Here is a 20,091-nt window from a genome sequence, read left to right as displayed (position 1 = left end):
GCCCTGCCCGCTTTTGCGCAAGACTTCATTATTATCCAGTCCACCACATCCACCCAGAACTCAGGACTGCTCGACGCGATCCTGCCGGCCTTTGAAGAAAAAACCGGAATTGATGTCCGCGTGGTTGCTGTTGGCACAGGTCAGGCCCTGAAAAATGCAGCAAATGGCGACGGCGATGTCCTTTTGGTTCACGCCAAACCTGCTGAGGAAAAATTCGTGGCAGACGGCTATGGCGTAGAGCGCTTTGACGTCATGTACAATGACTTTGTTATTCTAGGCCCCAAAGACGATCCGGCAGGCATCCGTGGTCTCAAAGATGCTCCAGAAGCCTTGAAGAAAATTGCAGAGAGCAGTTCTGTCTTCGCCTCACGCGGTGATGACAGCGGTACCCACAAGAAGGAGAAGGCACTCTGGACGCAAGCCGGTGTCGATGCTGCACAAGCTTCAGGCAGCTGGTACCGGGAAACGGGCTCAGGCATGGGCGCAACGCTCAATGCTGCGTCCGGCATGAATGCCTACACCATGTCCGATCGCGCAACATGGCTCGCGTTTGAAAACAAGGGCGATCTTGAGGTTTTGACCGAAGGCGATGATCGCTTGTTCAACCAGTATGGCGTCATTCTGGTGAACCCGGAAAAACACCTCTCTGTGAAAGCTATCTCCGGACAGCAGTTCATTGACTGGTTGACCGGTCCAGAGGGTCAAAAAGCCATCGCCGAGTTCAAAGTTGCGGACAAGCAACTGTTCTTTCCGAACGCTCAAAACTCAGTTTCGAACTGAAACCAGGACTAGGAGAACGGGCGCAAAAGCGCCCGTTTTCATCAAGCAATAAACCGCACCAAGATGTGATAAATCCCGGCGGACAGGATGGCTGCCGCGGGAACAGTGATCACCCAGGCTGCAACAATCGTCATGAAATGCGAGCGCCGGACGAGTTTGCGGCGCGCTTGATCGACCCGGTCTTCACGAGGACGTCTTTTGTACTCCTGAGCGCCTGTGTGCTTTTCGATATAGGCCAAACGCCGTTTGGAGTTTTCCGTATACCACTCGCGGAAGAACCCCACCCCGAACACAGCCCCCACCGCAATGTGGGTTGACGACACCGGAAGCCCGAGTGCGGATGCAATGATCACGGTTATGGCGGCTGACAACGCAACGCAGTAAGCGCGCATTGGGTTCAGCTTGGTGATTTGCTGGCCGACCATGTTGATCAGCTTCGGCCCAAACAACAACAAACCGAAGGAAATGCCAAGTGCGCCGACGGCCATCACCCAAAGCGGAATGGTAACCTTGGCAGCAACCTCACCAATCCCCGCGGTGTGCACAATCGCCGCCAACGGACCCACCGCATTGGCCACATCATTGGCACCGTGTGCGAACGACAAAAGCGCAGCAGAACAAATCAGCGGAATACCGAACAATTTCCGCAAGGATTGGTTTCTGTTTTCCAGCCCTTCTGACTGTTTGGCAATCAGCGGACGGGTGATCACCCAAGCAGAAATAGCCACGCCAAAACCGATGGAAACAGCCAGCAGAAGATCAACCTTGATGAGCTTTTTCAGGCCTTTCATGGCCAGATAGGCTGCAAATGCGCCTGCCATAATGGCAATCAGGACCGGGACCCACCGGCGCGCGGCTGCAATCTTGTCATCCTGATAAATAATGAACGTCTTGATGAAGGCGAGAAACAGCGCAGCAATTACACCGCCCAGAACCGGCGAAATAACCCAGCTGGCTGCAATGCTGCTCATGGTGACCCAATTCACCGCAGAAAAGCCAGCAGCCGCAATGCCCGCTCCCATCACCCCACCAACAATCGAATGCGTGGTGGATACAGGAGCCCCAATCCAAGTCGCCAGATTGATCCAGAGCGCAGAGGCCACAAGCGCTGCCATCATGGCAGACATAAACACAGACGGGCTGGAGACGGATGCAGGGTCAATGATCCCCTTTGAAATCGTCCCAACAACATCACCACCTGCAATCAACGCCCCTGCACTTTCAAACACCGCCGCGATGATCAGCGCTGTTACAAGGGTCATTGCGCGGGATCCAACCGCAGGGCCGACATTGTTGGCTACATCATTCGCGCCAATGTTGAGCGCCATATAAGCGCCGATGGCAGCAGCTGCGATGATGACAACTCCACCCGCAGCGTCGTACATCAAAGACCCAGCAACCACCGCACACACAACAACGAAAAGAAACGCGATGCCAGGAGCGGCAAGTCGGCGCCCGAGGCCCGCAGTCGCATCTTCTAGCTGGCTAAGTTTCTTGAGGTCTTTATCGAGCGTCGGCTTTTGAGGGCTGGTCATTACGAATATTCATCCGGCTGGAAGATGCGCTGTTGCTCGATGCGCCAGCACAACGATAGTTTTTCCCTCCCGGCGATACCGGATTCCATGAAAAGTTCAATTGGAAAAATACGCAATCATAGATAAATATTAGCCAACTATACTTACAGTCAAAGATTAAGCGAACTGAGTGCCACTTTTTATCTCAGAGCTTCAAAACCGTTTTCTATTTTGCCCGAATCAAATTTCGACAAAAATCAGAATGACCCTGTAAGTCAGGGCCGCAAGCGCAGCTGCAATCGGGACGGTTACGATCCAGGCACCGACAATTGTCAGAAGATAAGACCGGCGAACAAGTAGCCGTCTTTGGTGCGCTTCCCTGTTCCGAACCCCGCGTCCACCGCTTACCAACCCGCGAAAATGCGAGCCGGCAGACCGCTTTCTGTCCCGCCGCCATTCACGATAGAAACCAACGCCGAAGATTGCCCCTACCGCAATATAGGTGGAGCTGACGGGCAAGCCGAAACTGGTCGCCAGCAAGACCGTGACAGCCGCTGAAAGGGAAACGCAGAACGCGCGGATGGGATTGAGCTTGGTAATCCGCTGCCCAACCACACGAATGAGACGCGGACCAAACAACAGCAACCCGAGCGAGATACCAAACGCGCCAATCGCGCTCACCCAAATCGGCATTTTCGCGCCAGACTCAGCCAACACCCACGGGTCAAATACAGCCGCCTGCGCGCGCTGAACTTCCACAATGGCAGCAACCGGTCCAACAGCGTTTGCTACATCATTGGCCCCATGTGCAAACGACAGGACTGATGCAGCTCCCATCAGCGGCCAGACGAACAGTTTCTTCAAAGATTGCGTCCGGTTTTCCAGTCCAAAAGTCTGCCGGACAATCAGCGGACCGCTGACCATCCACGCAATTCCTCCCAAAAGTGCAGAAATCAGGAAAGCCAGCGCCCAATGAACGACAAGAATTCGGTCCAGAGCCTTGATGAAGAAGAAAGCACTGAAGGCAAAAATCATACCGCCAATCAAGATAGGCAGCCAGAACCGCGCTGCAGCAAGCTTATTTTCACGATCAACAATCATGGCATTGATAAACCAGAGAAACGCTGCAGCAACCAAAGCTCCGAGCAATGGCGAAAACACCCAACTTGCGATGATCGCACCGATTACCGGCCAACTAAGCGCTGACCAGCCTGCAGCTGCAATCCCTGCGCCAACGATCCCGCCAATCACTGAATGGGTGGTTGAAACCGGTGCGCCAATATACGTGGCAATGTGGATCCAGACAGCGGAAGCGATCAATGCCGACATCATCGCTGTCATGAAGAGCTCAGGCTCCAAGCCCGACGCAAGCGGAAGGATATCGGTTGCCACCGTATCCAGCACCTTGTCGCCCGCGAGCAGAGCGCCTGCACATTCAAAAACAACTGCCAAAACAAGAGCTGTCTTTAGGCTGACCGCTTTGGCCCCAACTGCAGGACCGACGTTGTTGGCAACATCATTTGCCCCGATATTCAACGCCATATAGGCACCGATCACGGCCGCAAAGAAGAGGATGATGGCATTAGAATTCGTCAGGAAATCAAGCTGATAAGACGCGGCAAAGCCGCAAAATGCCATAAATACAAGCGCCAAACCCGGCGCAACAAGACGTCGCCCGAGACTGTCCGCTGCCCCTTCGACATAGGCAATCTTGTCCAGATCCTTATCGAGAGCCGGTCCGCGATATCTCTTTGTGTTCTTGAACGGCTTCAACGTGCCTGCCCGCCCCAAACGAACACGCCCGATATCAGTTTAAACATTCATCTTTCCTGGCAAACACCTTTGCTTGCCTGACACGAGAACCTCAGGCAGCGATGCGTGAGCGGGCCATATCCTTTTTGAACTTCTTGAGCAAGCGCTTTACCCCCTGCTCATCGGCGCGTTGAATGGCTTCATCAATAGACATCCATTCAACTTGACGCTGACCCTTTTCCGGGTAGTCCTCAAGTATTTCGGTGACCTCAATGCGAAAAGCCAAGACCGTTGTTCGAATCTGAAGCCCCTTTTCCAACCCCTTATACGACGCAAATTTTGCATAAGGTTGACGGTCGGCGTTTCCACGCACACCAGCTTCTTCATAAGCTTCCAAAAGCGCTGTTTCATGGGCCTCAAGTTCAAGCTCAGGCCACCCTTTTGGCAGAATCCAACGCCCTTTTTCGCGAGATGTAAGCAACAACACCTCAACACCAGAAACCGTCATCCGATAACACAAGGCTGCGATCTGAAGACGTGTCGGCTTGATAAACAGACCAACAACACTCTCCAACCAAGTCGTGCTGGGCGCTTTCATGTCCTCAGCTGCAGCCATACGAATCCAATTCCCGTTTTGATTGTAACTTTAGGGGGCGAATATAGTGCCATCTTCCAAAATATTCATCAAAAATTGTGCACACAGTGCATATTACTCAGCGTTATCTACACTCTCCCTATGGGTTATGTCCGCAATGTCACATGATCCGCAGTCCAAGCACCGGGCCAGACTTCTGCCTCACCTGACCTCAATTGGCGAACGATCCCAACTGGAACTTCTGCTTCGATATATATGTCCTGACCATCTTCACCATCCGTAGGGTTCGCGAATGCAGCAACACCTCTGTGACCAAGCTCTTCTTCACAAGGAACAAACAGCGCCGCTCCTGACACATTCGTCTCATTCTGCGTTGTGCCACGCGCAGCACCGATGACACCACAAACGGCAACGCTGGTCATGAGTTCAACCGCCCGTGCCTTTGCGCAGTCATAAACCCGGTGAAACCCCGCAAGTCGCTCAGTCATTGAGGGTACAAGCAGAAGGTCAATATTGGTTTTGGCGAGTAAGGAGGAATGCGCTGGCATTTCCACATCAAGACAAATCAGTATGGCAACCTTAAGACCATCGAGATCAAAAACCGTCAGCTCCGCCCCCGGCTCCAGTGTCCAGCTATCGGCGTCCTGCTCGCCTGGTGTCAGGCAAAGTTTATCCTGCTCAATCTGCCGCCCATCCCGGGTCAGGAGAACGGACGTATTGGTGTATTTTCCCTCTCCACGATCAATCGGAAAAGACCCAAGGCACACGTGAAGGCCATAGCGCTTCGGCAACGCCGAGATCTGATCGCGAAACTCAGCACCACATTTGGCCAAAAACGGAATTTCTTCCGTCGGCTTCATGCCTTCAGGCTTAAAGGCCAAACACGCCTCCACGGCGTATTCCGGGATCATTAAAAGCTGGGCACCGTTCGCAGCGGCACGGCGCATTACGGTATCGATATGACCTGTAAACTCTTCAACGCTGTTTGGGGCAAAGCCGAGATTGAGCGAAAGAAGGCCGATCTTGTAGGTGTCCATGGTGTCGCTTTTCAAGCCGCAAGTTTTGAAGCATACCTCTTCCCACCAACGGCTCGTCCTATTCAGCAAACTGATCAGACCAAGGGATCAAGACCGTCAAAAGAAAAACACGGCACAGCTGCTGTCGTCGAACTGGCTGATTTTCTATTGGTCAGAACAATGATGCCGAAAATACGAACACGTGGAACAGGCAGGTTTCGCGGGAGTGTGTCTCAACCGCACCTGAAAATGCAAGATCGCGAAACTTGAAAGCGGTTCAGTTCGTCAGAAAACAATCAGGGCTGACACGGCGACAAGCGCGAAAACGAGCATCGTGCCCATGCGCTGGATAGCTTTGCCTTCAGGAAGAATGCGGGCTTCTGGCCGGGCGCGCATTGAGGCTACGCCGTCAAGCGCACGATTTGTATGCAGATCAATCTGCCTGAACATATCTGTCAGCTCGTTCTGAGCCATGGTCATCTCCGCCGATTCCTTCAGCAGACATGACAATAGCTCTCAAAGACTTGCCAAACGGTTAAACATGGTTAATCGAACGTTTATCGGCGGGATGTCTGCGGATCTGCAACATCCAGAATTCGCAGCTGAACCCTTGGTGTCCCTTGCCACGTATCGACCGACAAACTGCCCGCCACATGGACAGATTGACCGCGCTTTTCCAGCAAGGCCTTGCCATGCGGCTTGTCTTCCGCCTTGAAGGAAATTGCCTTGATTTTCGCACCATCGGAACTTGCAAGCGACGCCCGGACATGTCCCTTGCCCACGACATCGGCAAAGGACACCCGGTGCGTCGGAAACACAAACACAGGTTCTGAATGCCCTGCCCCATATGGGCCGGCCTTTTCCAGCATGTTCATGAGGTCGAGATTGGCACCGGTCGCTGTCAGAGCCCCATCGATTTTCAAGTCACGAGATGCATTGGTTTGTTCGACATCCGCTCTCAAATGAGTATCAAAGTACTCGGTCAGAGCTTCAACCTTATCCTTCAAAACGGTCAGGCCCGCTGCCATGGCGTGACCACCACCTTTTTCCAACAGCCCTTCATCAACCGCTTTCCGGACGACCTTGCCAAGATCAACACCGGGAATAGACCTCCCCGATCCGGTCCCCTTACCCGTTTCATCATAAGCGATTGCAAACGAAGGCCTGCGATGAGCATCTTTTAAACGCGAGGCAATCAGTCCGACAATGCCCGGATGCCAGTCGTCTGAACCGGTTAGAAGAACAGCAGGGTCCTTGGCTTCAATGGCAAGTGTGGCTTGCGCGTCCGCCTGCTCCAGCATCACAGCTTCCATGGCCTGACGTTCCGTGTTCAGTTCATCAAGCCGCGCTGCAATTTCACGAGCGGTGACATGATCCTCTGAGGTGAGCAAACGCGCGCCAAGAGCAGCGTCTCCAATGCGCCCTCCTGCATTGATCCTCGGCCCGAGCAAAAACCCGAGATGATAAGGCGCAACCTTGCCCACCACACGGGCCACATCCACCAGAAACGCAAGACCGGGGTTGCGACGCTGATGCATGACCTCCAACCCCCGCATCACATAGGCTCGGTTAAGACCCTTTAAAGGCACAACGTCACAAACAGTTCCAAGCGCCACCAGATCAAGAAGCGCGAGCAGGTCTGGTGCAGCTTTGCCATTGAAAAAGCCGCGCTGGCGTAGTTCCCTGTTCAGCCCGACTACAAACAAGAAGGTGACGCCAACCGCAGCAAGGTGTTCTTGCCCTGACAAATCATCCTGCCGGTTTGGATTCACGAGCGCAGCAACTTTGGGAAGCGTTTCTCCAACCTGGTGGTGATCGATCACGACCACATTCAAACCAACACTGCGCGCTACCTCAAAGGCGTCAAAAGAGGTGCTCCCGCAATCGACGGTCACAAGCAGGTCTGCGCCACCGGCTTTCAAATGCTCCAGCGCAGGACCGTTCGGGCCATACCCTTCAATAATCCGGTCTGGAATATGGATAACCGGATCAATTCCGGTCCATCTGAGATATCGAGCCAGAACCGCTGAAGAGGTTGCCCCATCCACATCATAATCGCCAAAAATAGCGATATTCTTGCCGGATTGGATCGCATCAGCCACCCGGCTGACAGCAGAATCCATGTCAACAAGGTTGGATGGATCAGGCATCAAGGTTTTGATGGATGGCGCAAGAAATGCCTCGGCAGACTCCGGCAACACACCGCGCGCCGCCATCACCCGCGCCAACACATCCGGCACGCCCAATCTCTGACTGATGGCCATAGCATGGCGCTGCTCGTCTTCCGACAGCCGATCGCGCCACGCATTTTGGTTGAACGACTTTTGAACCCCGAGAACCAACCGACCGGGTATCTGCAAATCAGTGCCCCCAGTCATTGGCCTGTCCTCAGGTTCAAATGTGTCAGTCCCATCAATTCAACGCTTTAGGCCAGTTCAAACCGGTCCGTGTGTTGATGTTGCGCCTTGATATAGCGCACCGTTCCGGTGGAAGACCGCATCACGACAGTGTGCGTAATGATCTGGTTCCGCCCGAACTTCACACCTTGAAGGAAGTTGCCATCGGTTACGCCAGTTGCAGCGAACAGAACGTCCGGACCCGCCATCTCTTCCAAAGTGTACTTCTTCTTGATGTCTTCAATGCCCATCCGGTGCGCGCGCTCGACCTGTTCGTCACGCGTGATCACAAGACGGGTCTGCATCTGACCACCAATACAGCGCAGTGCTGCGGCCGCCAGAACACCTTCAGGCGCACCTCCGATACCGGCATAAAGATCGATACCAGTCTCATCCGGGTCCGTTGTGTGAATGACACCGGCGACGTCACCGTCACCGATCAGGCGAATAGCTGCACCAGTTGCCCGAATGTCTTCAATCAAACGGGCATGACGCGGACGATCCAAGACACAAGCCGTAACTTCGTTAATGGAAACGCCTTTTTCCTTGGCAACGGCTGCAAGATTGTCAGCAATTGGCGCGTCGAGATCAATCAGGTTATCCGGATAGCCGGGCCCGATAGCGATCTTGTCCATGTAGCTGTCCGGCGCGTTCAAAAGATCGCCTTCCGGCGCCAGCGCAATGACAGCCAGGGAGTTCGGAAGGTTCTTGGCGCAAATTGTCGTGCCTTCCAGCGGATCGAGCGCGATATCAACCTTCGATCCCTGCTTTGTGCCAACACTTTCACCAATATAGAGCATAGGAGCTTCGTCGCGTTCGCCCTCACCAATGACGACAGTTCCGTCAATCGGCAGGCGGTTCAGTTCACGGCGCATGGCATCAACAGCGGCCTGATCGGCTGCCATTTCATCACCTCGGCCACGCAGACGCGCTGCAGCAACAGCGGCACGTTCACTCACACGTGCCAATTCCAGGGTCAGGATCCGGTCCAGACCGCTGCCTGCAGCTTCATCGGTGTTCGACATTAAACTCTCCAGTTCTCTCCAGCCCGTGACCTTTTTGGCAAGGCGGCCGGTCCCTTATTATTGAAGTTTTTCGATACGGATCATCTGCGGCTTGTCCGCCACAACACCCTTGGACAAGATGTCTTCGAGCGCCTCTTTGACGGCTTGCTCGGTTGTCTCGTGGGTAATCAGAATAACCGGTTGCGGCTCATCGCCATTCGCTTCTGTGCGCGGGCTTTCGCGGCGCTGGACGATGGATTCCAGCGAGATGCCCTTTTCGCCCATGCTTGAGGCGATTTGGGCAAAGTGTCCCGGCCGGTCATAGACAGACAGGCGAATGTAATACCCACCTTCGTGTTTGCGCATCCGGGCACGGGTGTAGTCTACAAGATCGCTTGCAGGCACACCCAAGACTGGTGTTTTGTCACCACGGGCAATGTCAGCGATATCCGCCACGACAGCCGAAGCGGTCGCATTGCCACCAGCCCCCGGGCCAACTAGAACAACTTCGCCGACGAAGTCGCCATCCACGGCTACAGCGTTCAACACTCCGTCGATGCGCGCAATGGCGGATGATTTCGGCACCATGGTCGGGTGAACCCGCTGCTCAATCCCGGTATCGGTTTTCTGTGCAACACCAAGAAGCTTGATGCGGAAACCAAGTTCATCAGCCGCCTGTATATCGGCCGTCGTAATCGACGTGATACCTTCCATATAAATGGTGTCATCAGAAATCTTGGTACCGAACGCGAGGCTGGTCAGGATCGCGAGCTTATGCGCAGTATCATTGCCTTCAATATCAAAGGTCGGATCAGCTTCTGCGTATCCAAGACGTTGGGCATCAGCCAAACACTCTTCAAAACTGATCTCGTCGGCCTCCATACGGGTCAGGATGTAATTGCAAGTACCGTTCAAAATACCGTAGACGCGTGACACAGCATTGCCGGACAGATTTTCCCGCATTGTCTTGACGATAGGAATCCCGCCGGCAACCGCCGCTTCGTAATTCAGAGCGACACCATTTTTCTCGGCAAGATCCGCGAGTTCAACACCATGTTTGGCGAGAAGAGCCTTATTGGCTGAGACAACCGGAACTCCTCGGCCCAGCGCGGCACGAACACTGTCTTCCGCAGGGCCGCAGTCGCCACCAATCAACTCGACGAAGACATCGATATCCGCATTGGCTGCCATGTCAACAGCGTCCGTGTACCACGTCATGGCAGATACATCGAAACCGCGATCTCTCGTCTTGTCTCGAGCGCTCACAGCGGTCACTGTCGGGGTGCGGCCAGTTTTTTTAGCCAATTGTGCGCCATGTTCAGCCAGCAGGTGGCCCAGGGAAGCCCCTACATTTCCAAGACCTGCTACGCCGATTTTCAGTGCATCTGCCATATGTCAAAGAATTCCAATTCGAATTGTCGTCGGGCTTGCGCTGGGTCGCGCTTTGAGCCAGCCCGCCCCTTAGCTTGAGGCCTCAAGCTGGACCACGTTGTGCAATGTTTTGTCCGCGCTTTCAAGGAAACGACGCACGTTGCGAGCAGCTTGTCGCAAACGTTGTTCATTTTCGACAAGGCCGATACGCACATAATCGTCACCGTACTCGCCGAACCCAAGACCGGGAGCAACTGCAACCTCCGCTTTTTCCAACAAGAGCTTGGAAAATTCCAGACTTCCAAGATGGCGGAATTTTTCAGGGATCGGAGCCCAGCAGAACATGCTTGCTTCCGGAGCAGGAATATCCCACCCGGCGCGCCCAAAAGACTCCACAACAACATCACGGCGGCGCTTGTAGATTGCGCGGGTTTCTTGAATGCAGGTGTCGGGTCCGTTCAACGCAGCTGTTGCCGCAACCTGAATGGGCGTAAACGCACCATAATCGAGATAAGATTTGACGCGAGCAAGCGCTCCAATCAGCCGCTCATTGCCGACTGCAAACCCCATGCGCCAACCCGGCATGGAAAAGGTCTTCGACAACGATGTGAATTCAGCCGTTACATCGATAGCGCCCGTCACCTGCAGAACCGACGGTGGTGGGGTGTCCCCGAAGTAGATTTCCGAATACGCCAGATCCGAGAGAATGAAGATGTCGTGCTTGCGGGCAAAGGCAACCACATCACGATAAAACTCAATATCAGCGCAATAGGCTGTCGGGTTGGCTGGATAGCACAAGATAACAGCAATCGGCTTTGGCACGGAATGAACGACAGCACGCTCAAGAGCGTGAAACAGTTCCGGTCCCGGCTCGGCTGGGATGGCCCGAATGGAAGCGCCCGCCATCAGAAAGCCGAAAGTATGGATCGGGTAGCTGGGGTTCGGGCTTAAGATCACATCACCGGGCGCTGTGATGGCCTGAGCCATATTGGCAAAACCTTCCTTCGACCCAAGTGTTGCGACCACCTGAGTATCCGGGTTCAAATTTACATCAAACCGACGCTGATAATAGGCTGCTTGAGCCTTCCGCAGGCCCTGAATACCTTTGGAGGCAGAATACCGGTGGCTTCTGGGATCTTGAACCACCTCAGTCAGTTTATCGACAATATGCTTGGGGGTTGGAAGGTCCGGATTGCCCATTCCTAGATCAATAATGTCCGCACCCGCCGCTCGCGCCTTGGCCTTGAGTCGATTGACCTGTTCGAAGACATACGGCGGTAGCCGTTTCGTTTTGTGGAACTCCTCCATGGCGCGGATCCTTGACTAGATAGTTTCTGAACTTAAAGGCGGCCACAAGCTTGTCTCGGGCCAAACACCGCCGCCTTTTAGCAGTCTCTTTGCGGCAGTGCACCCACCTTAGGAGGTGCGCATCCCGATTTTTATCGATTAAATTCTGGATATGTGATCGTTTTGATCAATTGCCGCCGGACGAAGTCGGTAATCCGCCCTCAATTTCCTCTTCCGCCAATTGCGCATGTGTGTCCCGCAGGTTGGCCAATTGGTCCGCGGTAGGTCTGGGCGCACCGGCTGCCGCGGCATTTGCATCGGCAAGAGCCCGGAGACGGTCCATCGTCTCGACGCGCTCGGTCTCGTCAATCAAACCTGAGGGCGGCGGGGCTTCAGTGACCACGCCAGGTTGAGGAGCGAATTCGCTCTGTTCGCTGGAGGTTAGCGCACCCATCAGGCTTTGCTCGGGGCTGGCAGCACACCCCGCAAGAAGCACGGCCAGACCAAAGCTAACTGCTGTTTGTCTTCTCAATGTCACAGTTCCCTGCTTTTCCTGTCCTGCCTGTACGTTTCACTGTTTGGCCAATGTCATACGCAGTTTCCTGACTATGCGAAAGTTGACCCTGCCCTGCACGATTCACATTCGACGTAGGGGCGCAACCTATGTCATAAATACGGAAATCAGGAAAGCTGGGCAAAATTAGCGCAGCGCTCACTTGGACGAATACCGGCACACGAAAACAAATCAATCAAAGAAAAATATGTTGCCCAAAAAAGACGTTTAGAGGGGAAATTGTTTAGATGGCTGACGAACGCCAGAACCCGATGATGCAGTACATTGTCAACAATCCGGAAGCCTTCGCACAGAATCTGGCTCGCACTCTGGAGAACACGGGCAAAGCAGTCGCAGCCTATCTGGAGCCACGGGAGAAAGGTGAGGTCAACTCCAATCAGGATGAGTTGACCGGCGTCATCAAGACCCTTGCCCAAGTTGGCGAGTACTGGATGTCGGACCCTCAACGCGCGGTCGAAGCTCAATCTCGCCTTTGGAACGGCTATATACAACTCTGGAATTCCTCCCTGAAACGTATGATGGGCGAGACCGCTGATCCAGCGGTTGAAACACCCGCAAGAGACAAGCGGTTTGCCGATCCGGAATGGTCAGAAAACCAATTCTTTGATTTCCTCAAGCAGCTCTATCTGATCACCAGCGATTGGGCAGAGACAATGGTGGAAAACGCCGATGGTCTTGACGATCACACGAAACATAAGGCCGGGTTTTACGTCCAGCAGATCTCGAACGCGATTGCGCCTTCAAATTTCCTTTTGACCAACCCGGAACTTCTGCGGCTCACGCTCGAAAGCAATGGCGAAAACCTGGTCAAGGGTACGCAAGCGCTCGCGGAAGATATTGCAGATGGACACGGCGATCTCAGGATACGACAAACCGACCCCACCAAGTTCGCTGTTGGTAAAAACCTTGCCATGACACCAGGCAAGGTGGTCGCCCAGAACGATGTCTGTCAGGTGATCCAGTACACGCCCACGACAGAGAACGCGCTGAAGCGTCCTTTGATGATCGTGCCGCCCTGGATCAACAAGTTCTATATCCTTGATCTCAACCCTGAGAAGTCTTTCATCAAATGGGCTGTCGATCAGGGACACACTGTTTTTGTCATCTCTTGGGTAAATCCAGACGAACGGCAGGCGGAAAAGAGCTTCGAGCACTACATGAAAGAAGGCATCCTCAACACGTTGGATGTCATCAAACGCGCAACCCGCCAAGAAGAAGTCAACGCGATCGGCTATTGTGTCGGCGGGACACTGTTAGCCGTAACCCTCGCCTATATGGCTGCGAAAAGCGACGAACGGATCAAGACCACCACCTTCTTCACGACGCAGGTTGATTTCACTCATGCGGGAGACCTGAAGGTGTTCGTGGATGAAGAACAGATCCAGATCCTTGAAGAACGCATGGCCGAACAGGGCTATCTGGATGGCAGCAAGATGTCGTCCGCCTTCAACATGCTACGCTCCAATGATCTTATCTGGTCATACGTGGTCAACAATTACATGAAGGGCAAAGACCCCTTCCCGTTTGACCTTTTGTACTGGAATTCGGACCCCACCCGAATGCCAGCGGCGAACCATTCTTTCTATCTGCGAAACTGTTATCTGGAAAACCGTCTGTCTCAGGGCACCATGGTGATTGATAACGTGACGCTGGACCTAAAGAAGGTCACCATTCCGATCTACAATCTGGCAACACGCGAAGACCATATCGCACCGCCGATTTCGGTCTTTAAGGGGTGTTCTTGTTTTGGCGGTCCAGTCGACTACGTCCTGTCTGGGTCCGGGCATATTGCAGGCGTGGTCAATCCACCTCACAAAAACAAATATCAATACTGGACCAACGGAAAGCCCGTAGGCGATCTCGATGCCTGGTTATCGGGAGCTAAGGAAACACCGGGATCATGGTGGCCGCACTGGGATGAGTGGATCCGCAAGCAGGACGACGCCGTTGTAAAGGCCCGCAAACCCGGCGCAAATCGCATGAAAGTTCTGGAAGAAGCCCCGGGTAGCTACGTCATGACCCGCGTGTGAGGCCTATCAGACCTCCCGACAACAATACGGCGGGCATCGGAATTGCCCGCTTTTTTATTCAAGCCTCAACCATTAAACGCCGCTGGTAGCCAGTGGCGGCATCGATTTGGGCAGATAATTTGCCTTGAGGTCCGAGAGCTTCATTGGCCTTCCAAAATGAAAGCCCTGTGCTTCTCGACACCCCATTTCCATAAGTATCTTTTGCTGGGCAACAGTTTCAACGCCTTCCGCGATGACACGAAGCCCCAGATCATTTCCAAGAGAAATGATCGCCTGTGCGATACATTGGTCGCCGCTTTCACGGTCCAAATCACTGATGAACGACTTATCGATTTTCAATCGTGTAAGCGGGAATGACCTCAACCGGCTTAGGCTTGAGTATCCCGTACCAAAATCGTCAATCGCCAACTGCACGCCAAGGTCACGAAGTTCCGACATCACTTCCGCAGCCTGATCTTTGTTGCGGAACAAGAGACTTTCTGTGATCTCCAGCTCCAGTAAGTCTGGCCGTAGGCCGCTTTCTGACAGCGCCTTGTTCACCCGGCAAACAAAGTCATCGTCACTGAACTGTCTGGCGGACACGTTAACGCCAACAGGTCGGTCGTCATCGCTCAGTTCGTTCCAGTTTTTTGCGTCCCGGCATGCTTGAGACAAAACCCAATCCCCAAGCTGGCATATGAGATCCGTATCTTCCATCAAAGGAATAAAACGACCCGGCAAAAGCGTGCCAAGATAAGGATGCTCCCAACGAACCAACGCTTCGGCACCAATCATCTGGCCATCCACAATGTCCAGCTGTGGCTGATACACCAGCCGGAATTCACCGGTTTCGAGTCCAACACGCATTTCTTCCAGCAACGTCAATCGCTGGGCCAACCCTTGGCTCATGGAAGGAATATAGAACTTGAAAACGTCGCGCCCGGCATCCTTTGCCTTGTACATTGCGCTATCAGCGCGCCCAACCAGGGTTTCTGCATCCGTGCCATCATCCGGAAAACACGCAACTCCTAAGCTGGCCGTAACATGGAACGTCCGCCCGTGGACCAGAATAGCTTCTGACAGGCTCTTTCTAAGATCAACGAGGAACGGAACCAGTGCATCTTTGTTGACGGATTCATTTTCAACCAAAATGACAAATTCATCGCCGCCAAAACGGAAAACACTATCAGTTTTTGATGACAAGGTTTTCAGCCGCTTGGCAATGATCTTGAGAACCTCGTCACCAATCGAGTGCCCAAAACTGTCGTTGACAACCTTGAACTGATCCAAGTCAACGAACACCAAGGCCAGCTGCTCATTCTTGTTTCGACAACGAACAAGGAGACTGTCCAGTTTTTCCTTGAATTTCAATCTATTGGGAAGAGCCGTCAGCATGTCGTGATGCGCCAGATGCAACACCTCCCGGTCAGCACGCATCTTTTCTATGGCGATCGATGCCAACCGGGTGGCCTCTTCAACAAGCCTGCGTTCTTTGGGGCTTGGCTCTCTAACCTGCCGATTGTAGAGAGCAAACGTGCCCAACACATGCCCGGTTTTGGAGAAAAACGGTGTTGACCAACAAGAACGAAGATCGGCAGCAGCAGCCAGTTCCGTGTATTTCGCCCAAAGCTTGTTGGTCTGTATGTCACTAACGACGACACTCTTCCCTAAAAACGCCGCAGTCCCACATGAGCCAACTTCAGGACCGATTTCTATGCCGTGAACGGCTTCGTTGTAAAAACCAGGCAGCGATGGCGCTGCTCCCATCAGAAGATGTTTTCCAGAGCTATCGAGCAACAAAATTGAACCAAGTACGCCGTCAAAGTGTTCCTCGATAAGTTGGGCAATGCCCTCAAGAACCTCGGTTTCTTTGGCACCTTTCGCGATCATCTCCAAGACCCGCGTCTGACCCACGCGGAGCGTCTCAAGTTTCTTGCGTTCAGTAATATCCCGCGCCAATCCCAGAATACCGACAATCTTCCCTTCAGGTGTTTTTAGCGGGAACTTCGACGTCGAAAGCCAACGATATATGCCGTTTTCGTATTTGACGAATTCCTCGTAATCGACCTTGGCTTCCCCGGTTGACAGGATTTCGCGTTCGTCATTCAAGAAGCCATCGGCAACTTCGTTGGAAAAGACATCATGATCCGTTTTGCCGAAAAGCTCCGCTGGCGAGGAGTAGCCAAAATCGCGCGCGATTATAGCGTTTGCAAAAACAAACCGGCTATTACTGTCTTTCAGGTAGATGTAATCGGCAATGTCATCAGCTATGGATTGAAGCCATGCGCCGGATTTGTCGATGTTAGGGACACCGTTAGCCTGTTCATAATCAAATGAAGAGGCTTTGGGTCGCTGCTCAGAAGTGTTCGAACCGGTGGCCCCGGCCAGCTCGCCCACATGGGGCGGCGGGCCATTTTCTTCGGACATAACAACTCAACCAAGAACAATTCAGCCGTAACTCTTCATCAGAAACGTCACTACGTCACCTGTGAAAAGTTGCAGAATGGGATTTTAATATCCAAAGTCGCATGAAATCCACATATTTATACATTTCAGCGGGTTGTATAGTCGTTGTGCGTAGCACTTTTTACATTCAAGCAAAGATACGAATTGCGGCGTGGCTGCACCTGCATTAGTTTGCCACGAACTGAGGCCTTTAGAGTTCGTTAATGATAACGCCCCTGCATAAGCTGAACCCGGCAACCAAGGCCACAACAGGCCTGCCTGCAAACGCTCTCGTTCCAAATACAAGTCAGGCGCTCAAGGTGCGAAGGGCAACACCGGTTGCGTTGATTTGCACCCGTATGCTCACACTGCCTCTTGCTTGTATCGCCCTGTGGTTTCATGGTCAATTCGGCTTGGTGGTTTCAGTTGGAATTATGCTGGCGACCTGGTTCTGGATGGATGCCATCGGCCATGCGCTCCCAGTGAAGCTTTCATCGCAAAACGGAATAAAACAGGCATCTTATGGCGAGATGATCTTGTTGAACCACCAACAAGTTCAGGTGCCAAGCACAGACCTAAAAACAACTCGAGTGTTTTGGCTTGTCGCCGCGGTCAGCGGTCTTTGCGCACTCATGGCTGCCTATTTCAACCAACCCATTCTGCTCGGCTCGTCGATTTTGGTTTACTGGGCATCGCGATGCGCCTTCTGGATGCGGATGGCAAATCTGTTTCAGCGCATGCAAAACGCCCACCCTCTTTACCGGTTCTGGTCCGTTGAAGCCCAAAACGACAACGCCCCAAGACGGACGCAGCGGCGCTCCGCCTGAGGGTCTTTTCAAAAATTACTCCCCGTCTTCCCGGCGCTTTTCTGCGAGCAGGCCAATATAGGTCAAGGCAACAGATGCCCCTGCGATAGATGTGATATCGGCATGATCATATGCGGGCGCGACTTCGACGACATCGCCCCCTACAAAGTCGATATCGCCCAGCCGACGAAGGATCATCAGAGCTTCCCGGCTCGTTAGCCCACCCGCGACTGGTGTTCCTGTACCTGGCGCAAACGCTGGATCCAGACAATCAATATCAAATGTCATATAGGCCTTGGCGTCCCCTACCCGATCATTGATCAATTCGACAACGCCGTTGACGCCGAGCAGCTCGATTTCTTCCCCATAGAGAATCTCAATCCCACAGGTTTCCGGGGCATGGGTTCGAATACCAATCTGAATTGATTTGTCCGGATCAATGATCCCGTCTCGCACCGCACGGCCGACAAAACTGCCGTGGTCAATACGTCCGCCATCGTCATCCCACGTGTCTTGATGAGCATCAAATTGCACCAAGGCGAGCGGGCCGTGCTTGGCAGCATGGGCCTTGAGCAAGGGCCATGTCACAAAATGATCCCCTCCGATAGAAAAAAGGTGCGTGTCTGTATCAAGGATCGCCTTTGCCTGAGCCTCAATATGACCCGGTATCTCTGCGTGGACGCCATAGTCAAAAACACAGTCGCCGTAATCGACAGCACTCAACACTTCAAACGGGTCACACTGAAACGGATACTGCGGATCTCCATCAAAGATGGCAGAGGCGCGTCGTACCCCTTGCGGTCCAAACCGGGCACCAGGACGATTGGAAACCGCCGCATCAAACGGAATACCCCAAATTGCCAGATCCACGTCCGTCAAATCACGGGAATATCGCCGCCGCATAAAGCTGAGGGCTCCACCATAGGTCGGCTCATGCGATCCGCCCTTGAGTGACGTTCCGAGAAAGGCATTGTCCGTTGGACGTGGTGGAGGTGTCGACATTCTAATTCCCAATTCGTTTCAAACGAAAAACTTCAAACCTTCTTGCCCTGTTTTGCCGAGGCTCCGCAAGGCGAAAAGCCGCGGCTGCTGAAAAGCCAATTTTCTGATGTGAGAAGAAAGACCTTCGCTCTTGTCCTGATCCGTAGACACGGCGTAAATGACTTCAAAATACCCTACTATCCATGCCCTTCCCGTTGTGAGGACTGAACACTTGGCGGAAAACCAACCAAGATTGCTGCGCGGACGCATCCTGTCTTTCAAGCGTCAACCAATGAACGCTACCGACACGGAAGCCTTTCACTATCTGGAAGACGGATGTCTCCTCATGGAAGGCGGCGTCATCACCGCCATGGGAGAATTCGCCAACCTAAATTCGTCACTCCCCCCAGACACGGAAATCGTTGATCACAGACCGCATCTGATTTGTGCAGGTTTTATCGATCCGCATCTTCATTTTCCGCAGGTTCAAGTCATTGCATCCTGGGCAGAACAATTGCTCGATTGGCTGAACGATTACACATTTCCCGCCGAACAAAAATTTGCAGACAAGTCACACGGACAACGGATTGCTTCCGGCTTTTATGACGCTCTGATCGACAACGGAACGACCACAGCGGTCGCCTACTGCTCCAGTCACCCCAACTCAGTGAACGCCTATTTCGAAGAAGCAGAAACCCGTGGCATGCGGATGCTTGGCGGCAAAACCATGATGGACCGCAATGCGCCCGAGGAGCTGTGTGACACCGCTCAAACCTCTTATGACGACAGCAAGGCATTGCTTGAAAAATGGCACGGACGAGGACGCGCGCTCTACGCAATCACGCCTCGCTTTGCAATCACCTCAACCCCGGAACAGCTGGAAGCCGCCGGTGCACTTTTGAAAGAGCATCCTGATTGCCATCTGCAAACCCACATCAATGAAAACCACAACGAAATCTCGTTCACCCGCGAGCTTTATCCCGATGCAAAGGACTACCTCGGCATCTACGAGGACTATGGATTGCTGGGCTCCAATACACTGTTGGGCCACTGCATTCACATGAACGACCGAGAGCTTGGCGTCATGAAGGAGACAGACTCCGTTGCCGTCTTCTGCCCAACCTCAAATCTCTTTCTTGGGTCTGGCCTCTTTAACAAGGCGCAGCTGGAAGGGACCGGCATCCGGACCGGGATAGCCACCGATATCGGCGGCGGGACGAACTATTCCCTGCTGCGAACATTGGACGAAGGCTACAAGGTGCTGCAACTGCAACGCCAACGCCTGCACCCTTTTGAAACCCACTATTGGGCAACGCTTGGAAACGCCAAAGCCCTGTCTCTATCCGGCAAAATCGGCAACCTGGAAGTCGGTACAGAAGCTGATGTCACAGTTCTGGATGCGGCCGCGACCCCTGCGACGGCCCTGCGGATGGAAACGGTCACAACACTGGCAGAAGAACTCTTCCTGCTGCAAACACTTGGAGATGACCGCTCAATTCGCGAAACCTATGTTGCGGGCCGCCCGATGAAAACCCGCAACTGACGCAGCGTAATTTCACTT

16 protein-coding genes are annotated in these 20,091 nt (G+C 53.4%); 4 read left to right on the top strand and 12 right to left on the bottom strand.

Features of this window, described 5'->3' with window-relative positions; all coding sequences use genetic code 11:
• Positions 1-3 precede the first annotated feature (3 nt).
• Positions 4-780, top strand: a complete 777-nt coding sequence (locus TRICHSKD4_RS24580) for an extracellular solute-binding protein (protein ID WP_083782891.1) — start codon at positions 4-6, stop codon at positions 778-780.
• A gap of 41 nt (positions 781-821) precedes the next feature.
• Here the strand turns inward: TRICHSKD4_RS24580 and TRICHSKD4_RS24575 are convergent, their stop codons facing one another.
• From TRICHSKD4_RS24575 to TRICHSKD4_RS24530, 10 genes are all read right to left on the bottom strand, one after another.
• Entirely contained in the window at positions 822-2,315 is a 1,494-nt protein-coding gene (locus TRICHSKD4_RS24575; protein ID WP_009759960.1) for an inorganic phosphate transporter, read from the bottom strand.
• A 219-nt stretch (positions 2,316-2,534) separates the two neighbouring features.
• Complete coding sequence (locus TRICHSKD4_RS24570; RefSeq protein ID WP_247642844.1) at positions 2,535-4,085, bottom strand: inorganic phosphate transporter; 1,551 nt, start codon at positions 4,083-4,085, stop codon at positions 2,535-2,537.
• A gap of 73 nt (positions 4,086-4,158) precedes the next feature.
• Positions 4,159-4,662, bottom strand: coding sequence for an NUDIX hydrolase (locus tag TRICHSKD4_RS24565; RefSeq protein ID WP_009759957.1), 504 nt, complete (start codon positions 4,660-4,662; stop codon positions 4,159-4,161).
• 125 nt (positions 4,663-4,787) lie between these two features.
• Positions 4,788-5,678 (bottom strand): nitrilase-related carbon-nitrogen hydrolase, encoded by an 891-nt coding sequence (locus TRICHSKD4_RS24560; protein ID WP_009759956.1) that lies wholly within the window; start codon positions 5,676-5,678, stop codon positions 4,788-4,790.
• Positions 5,679-5,942: 264 nt separating this feature from the next.
• Positions 5,943-6,131, bottom strand: a complete 189-nt coding sequence (locus TRICHSKD4_RS24555) for a hypothetical protein (protein ID WP_009759954.1) — start codon at positions 6,129-6,131, stop codon at positions 5,943-5,945.
• 83 nt (positions 6,132-6,214) lie between these two features.
• Positions 6,215-8,035 carry a single-stranded-DNA-specific exonuclease RecJ gene (recJ, locus tag TRICHSKD4_RS24550; protein ID WP_009759953.1) on the bottom strand — a complete coding sequence of 607 codons (1,821 nt, stop codon included), beginning with the start codon at positions 8,033-8,035 and terminating at the stop codon, positions 6,215-6,217.
• Positions 8,036-8,082: 47 nt separating this feature from the next.
• A complete protein-coding gene (gene glpX / locus TRICHSKD4_RS24545) occupies positions 8,083-9,078 on the bottom strand; it encodes a class II fructose-bisphosphatase (protein ID WP_009759952.1) in 996 nt (331 codons plus the stop codon).
• Positions 9,079-9,135: 57 nt separating this feature from the next.
• Complete coding sequence (locus tag TRICHSKD4_RS24540; RefSeq protein ID WP_009759951.1) at positions 9,136-10,449, bottom strand: homoserine dehydrogenase; 1,314 nt, start codon at positions 10,447-10,449, stop codon at positions 9,136-9,138.
• Between the two features lie 69 nt (positions 10,450-10,518).
• Positions 10,519-11,736, bottom strand: a complete 1,218-nt coding sequence (locus TRICHSKD4_RS24535) for an LL-diaminopimelate aminotransferase (protein WP_009759950.1) — start codon at positions 11,734-11,736, stop codon at positions 10,519-10,521.
• 166 nt (positions 11,737-11,902) lie between these two features.
• Entirely contained in the window at positions 11,903-12,253 is a 351-nt protein-coding gene (locus TRICHSKD4_RS24530) for a hypothetical protein (RefSeq protein ID WP_009759949.1), read from the bottom strand.
• Between the two features lie 263 nt (positions 12,254-12,516).
• On the opposite strand from TRICHSKD4_RS24530, the gene TRICHSKD4_RS24525 reads away from it, so the two are divergent.
• A complete protein-coding gene (locus TRICHSKD4_RS24525; RefSeq protein ID WP_009759948.1) occupies positions 12,517-14,319 on the top strand; it encodes an alpha/beta hydrolase in 1,803 nt (600 codons plus the stop codon).
• 72 nt (positions 14,320-14,391) lie between these two features.
• On the opposite strand, the gene TRICHSKD4_RS24520 is transcribed toward TRICHSKD4_RS24525, so the two are convergent.
• Positions 14,392-16,725: an EAL domain-containing protein gene (locus TRICHSKD4_RS24520; protein WP_009759947.1), complete on the bottom strand. Its 2,334-nt coding sequence runs from the start codon at positions 16,723-16,725 to the stop codon at positions 14,392-14,394.
• A gap of 242 nt (positions 16,726-16,967) precedes the next feature.
• Between TRICHSKD4_RS24520 and TRICHSKD4_RS24515 the strand changes: the two genes are divergently transcribed.
• Complete coding sequence (locus TRICHSKD4_RS24515; RefSeq protein WP_009759946.1) at positions 16,968-17,570, top strand: DUF6653 family protein; 603 nt, start codon at positions 16,968-16,970, stop codon at positions 17,568-17,570.
• Positions 17,571-17,585: 15 nt separating this feature from the next.
• On the opposite strand, the gene speB is transcribed toward TRICHSKD4_RS24515, so the two are convergent.
• A complete protein-coding gene (speB, locus tag TRICHSKD4_RS24510; protein ID WP_009759945.1) occupies positions 17,586-18,551 on the bottom strand; it encodes an agmatinase in 966 nt (321 codons plus the stop codon).
• A 211-nt stretch (positions 18,552-18,762) separates the two neighbouring features.
• Between speB and guaD the strand changes: the two genes are divergently transcribed.
• Positions 18,763-20,073 (top strand): guanine deaminase, encoded by a 1,311-nt coding sequence (gene guaD / locus TRICHSKD4_RS24505; RefSeq protein WP_009759943.1) that lies wholly within the window; start codon positions 18,763-18,765, stop codon positions 20,071-20,073.
• Positions 20,074-20,091: the final 18 nt, after the last annotated feature.

It is taken from the genome of Roseibium sp. TrichSKD4, from assembly GCF_000148725.1.
Taxonomy (GTDB): domain Bacteria; phylum Pseudomonadota; class Alphaproteobacteria; order Rhizobiales; family Stappiaceae; genus Roseibium.
Note: the sequence above shows the minus strand (reverse complement) of the source record. Positions and strands in the feature narration are given on the sequence as shown.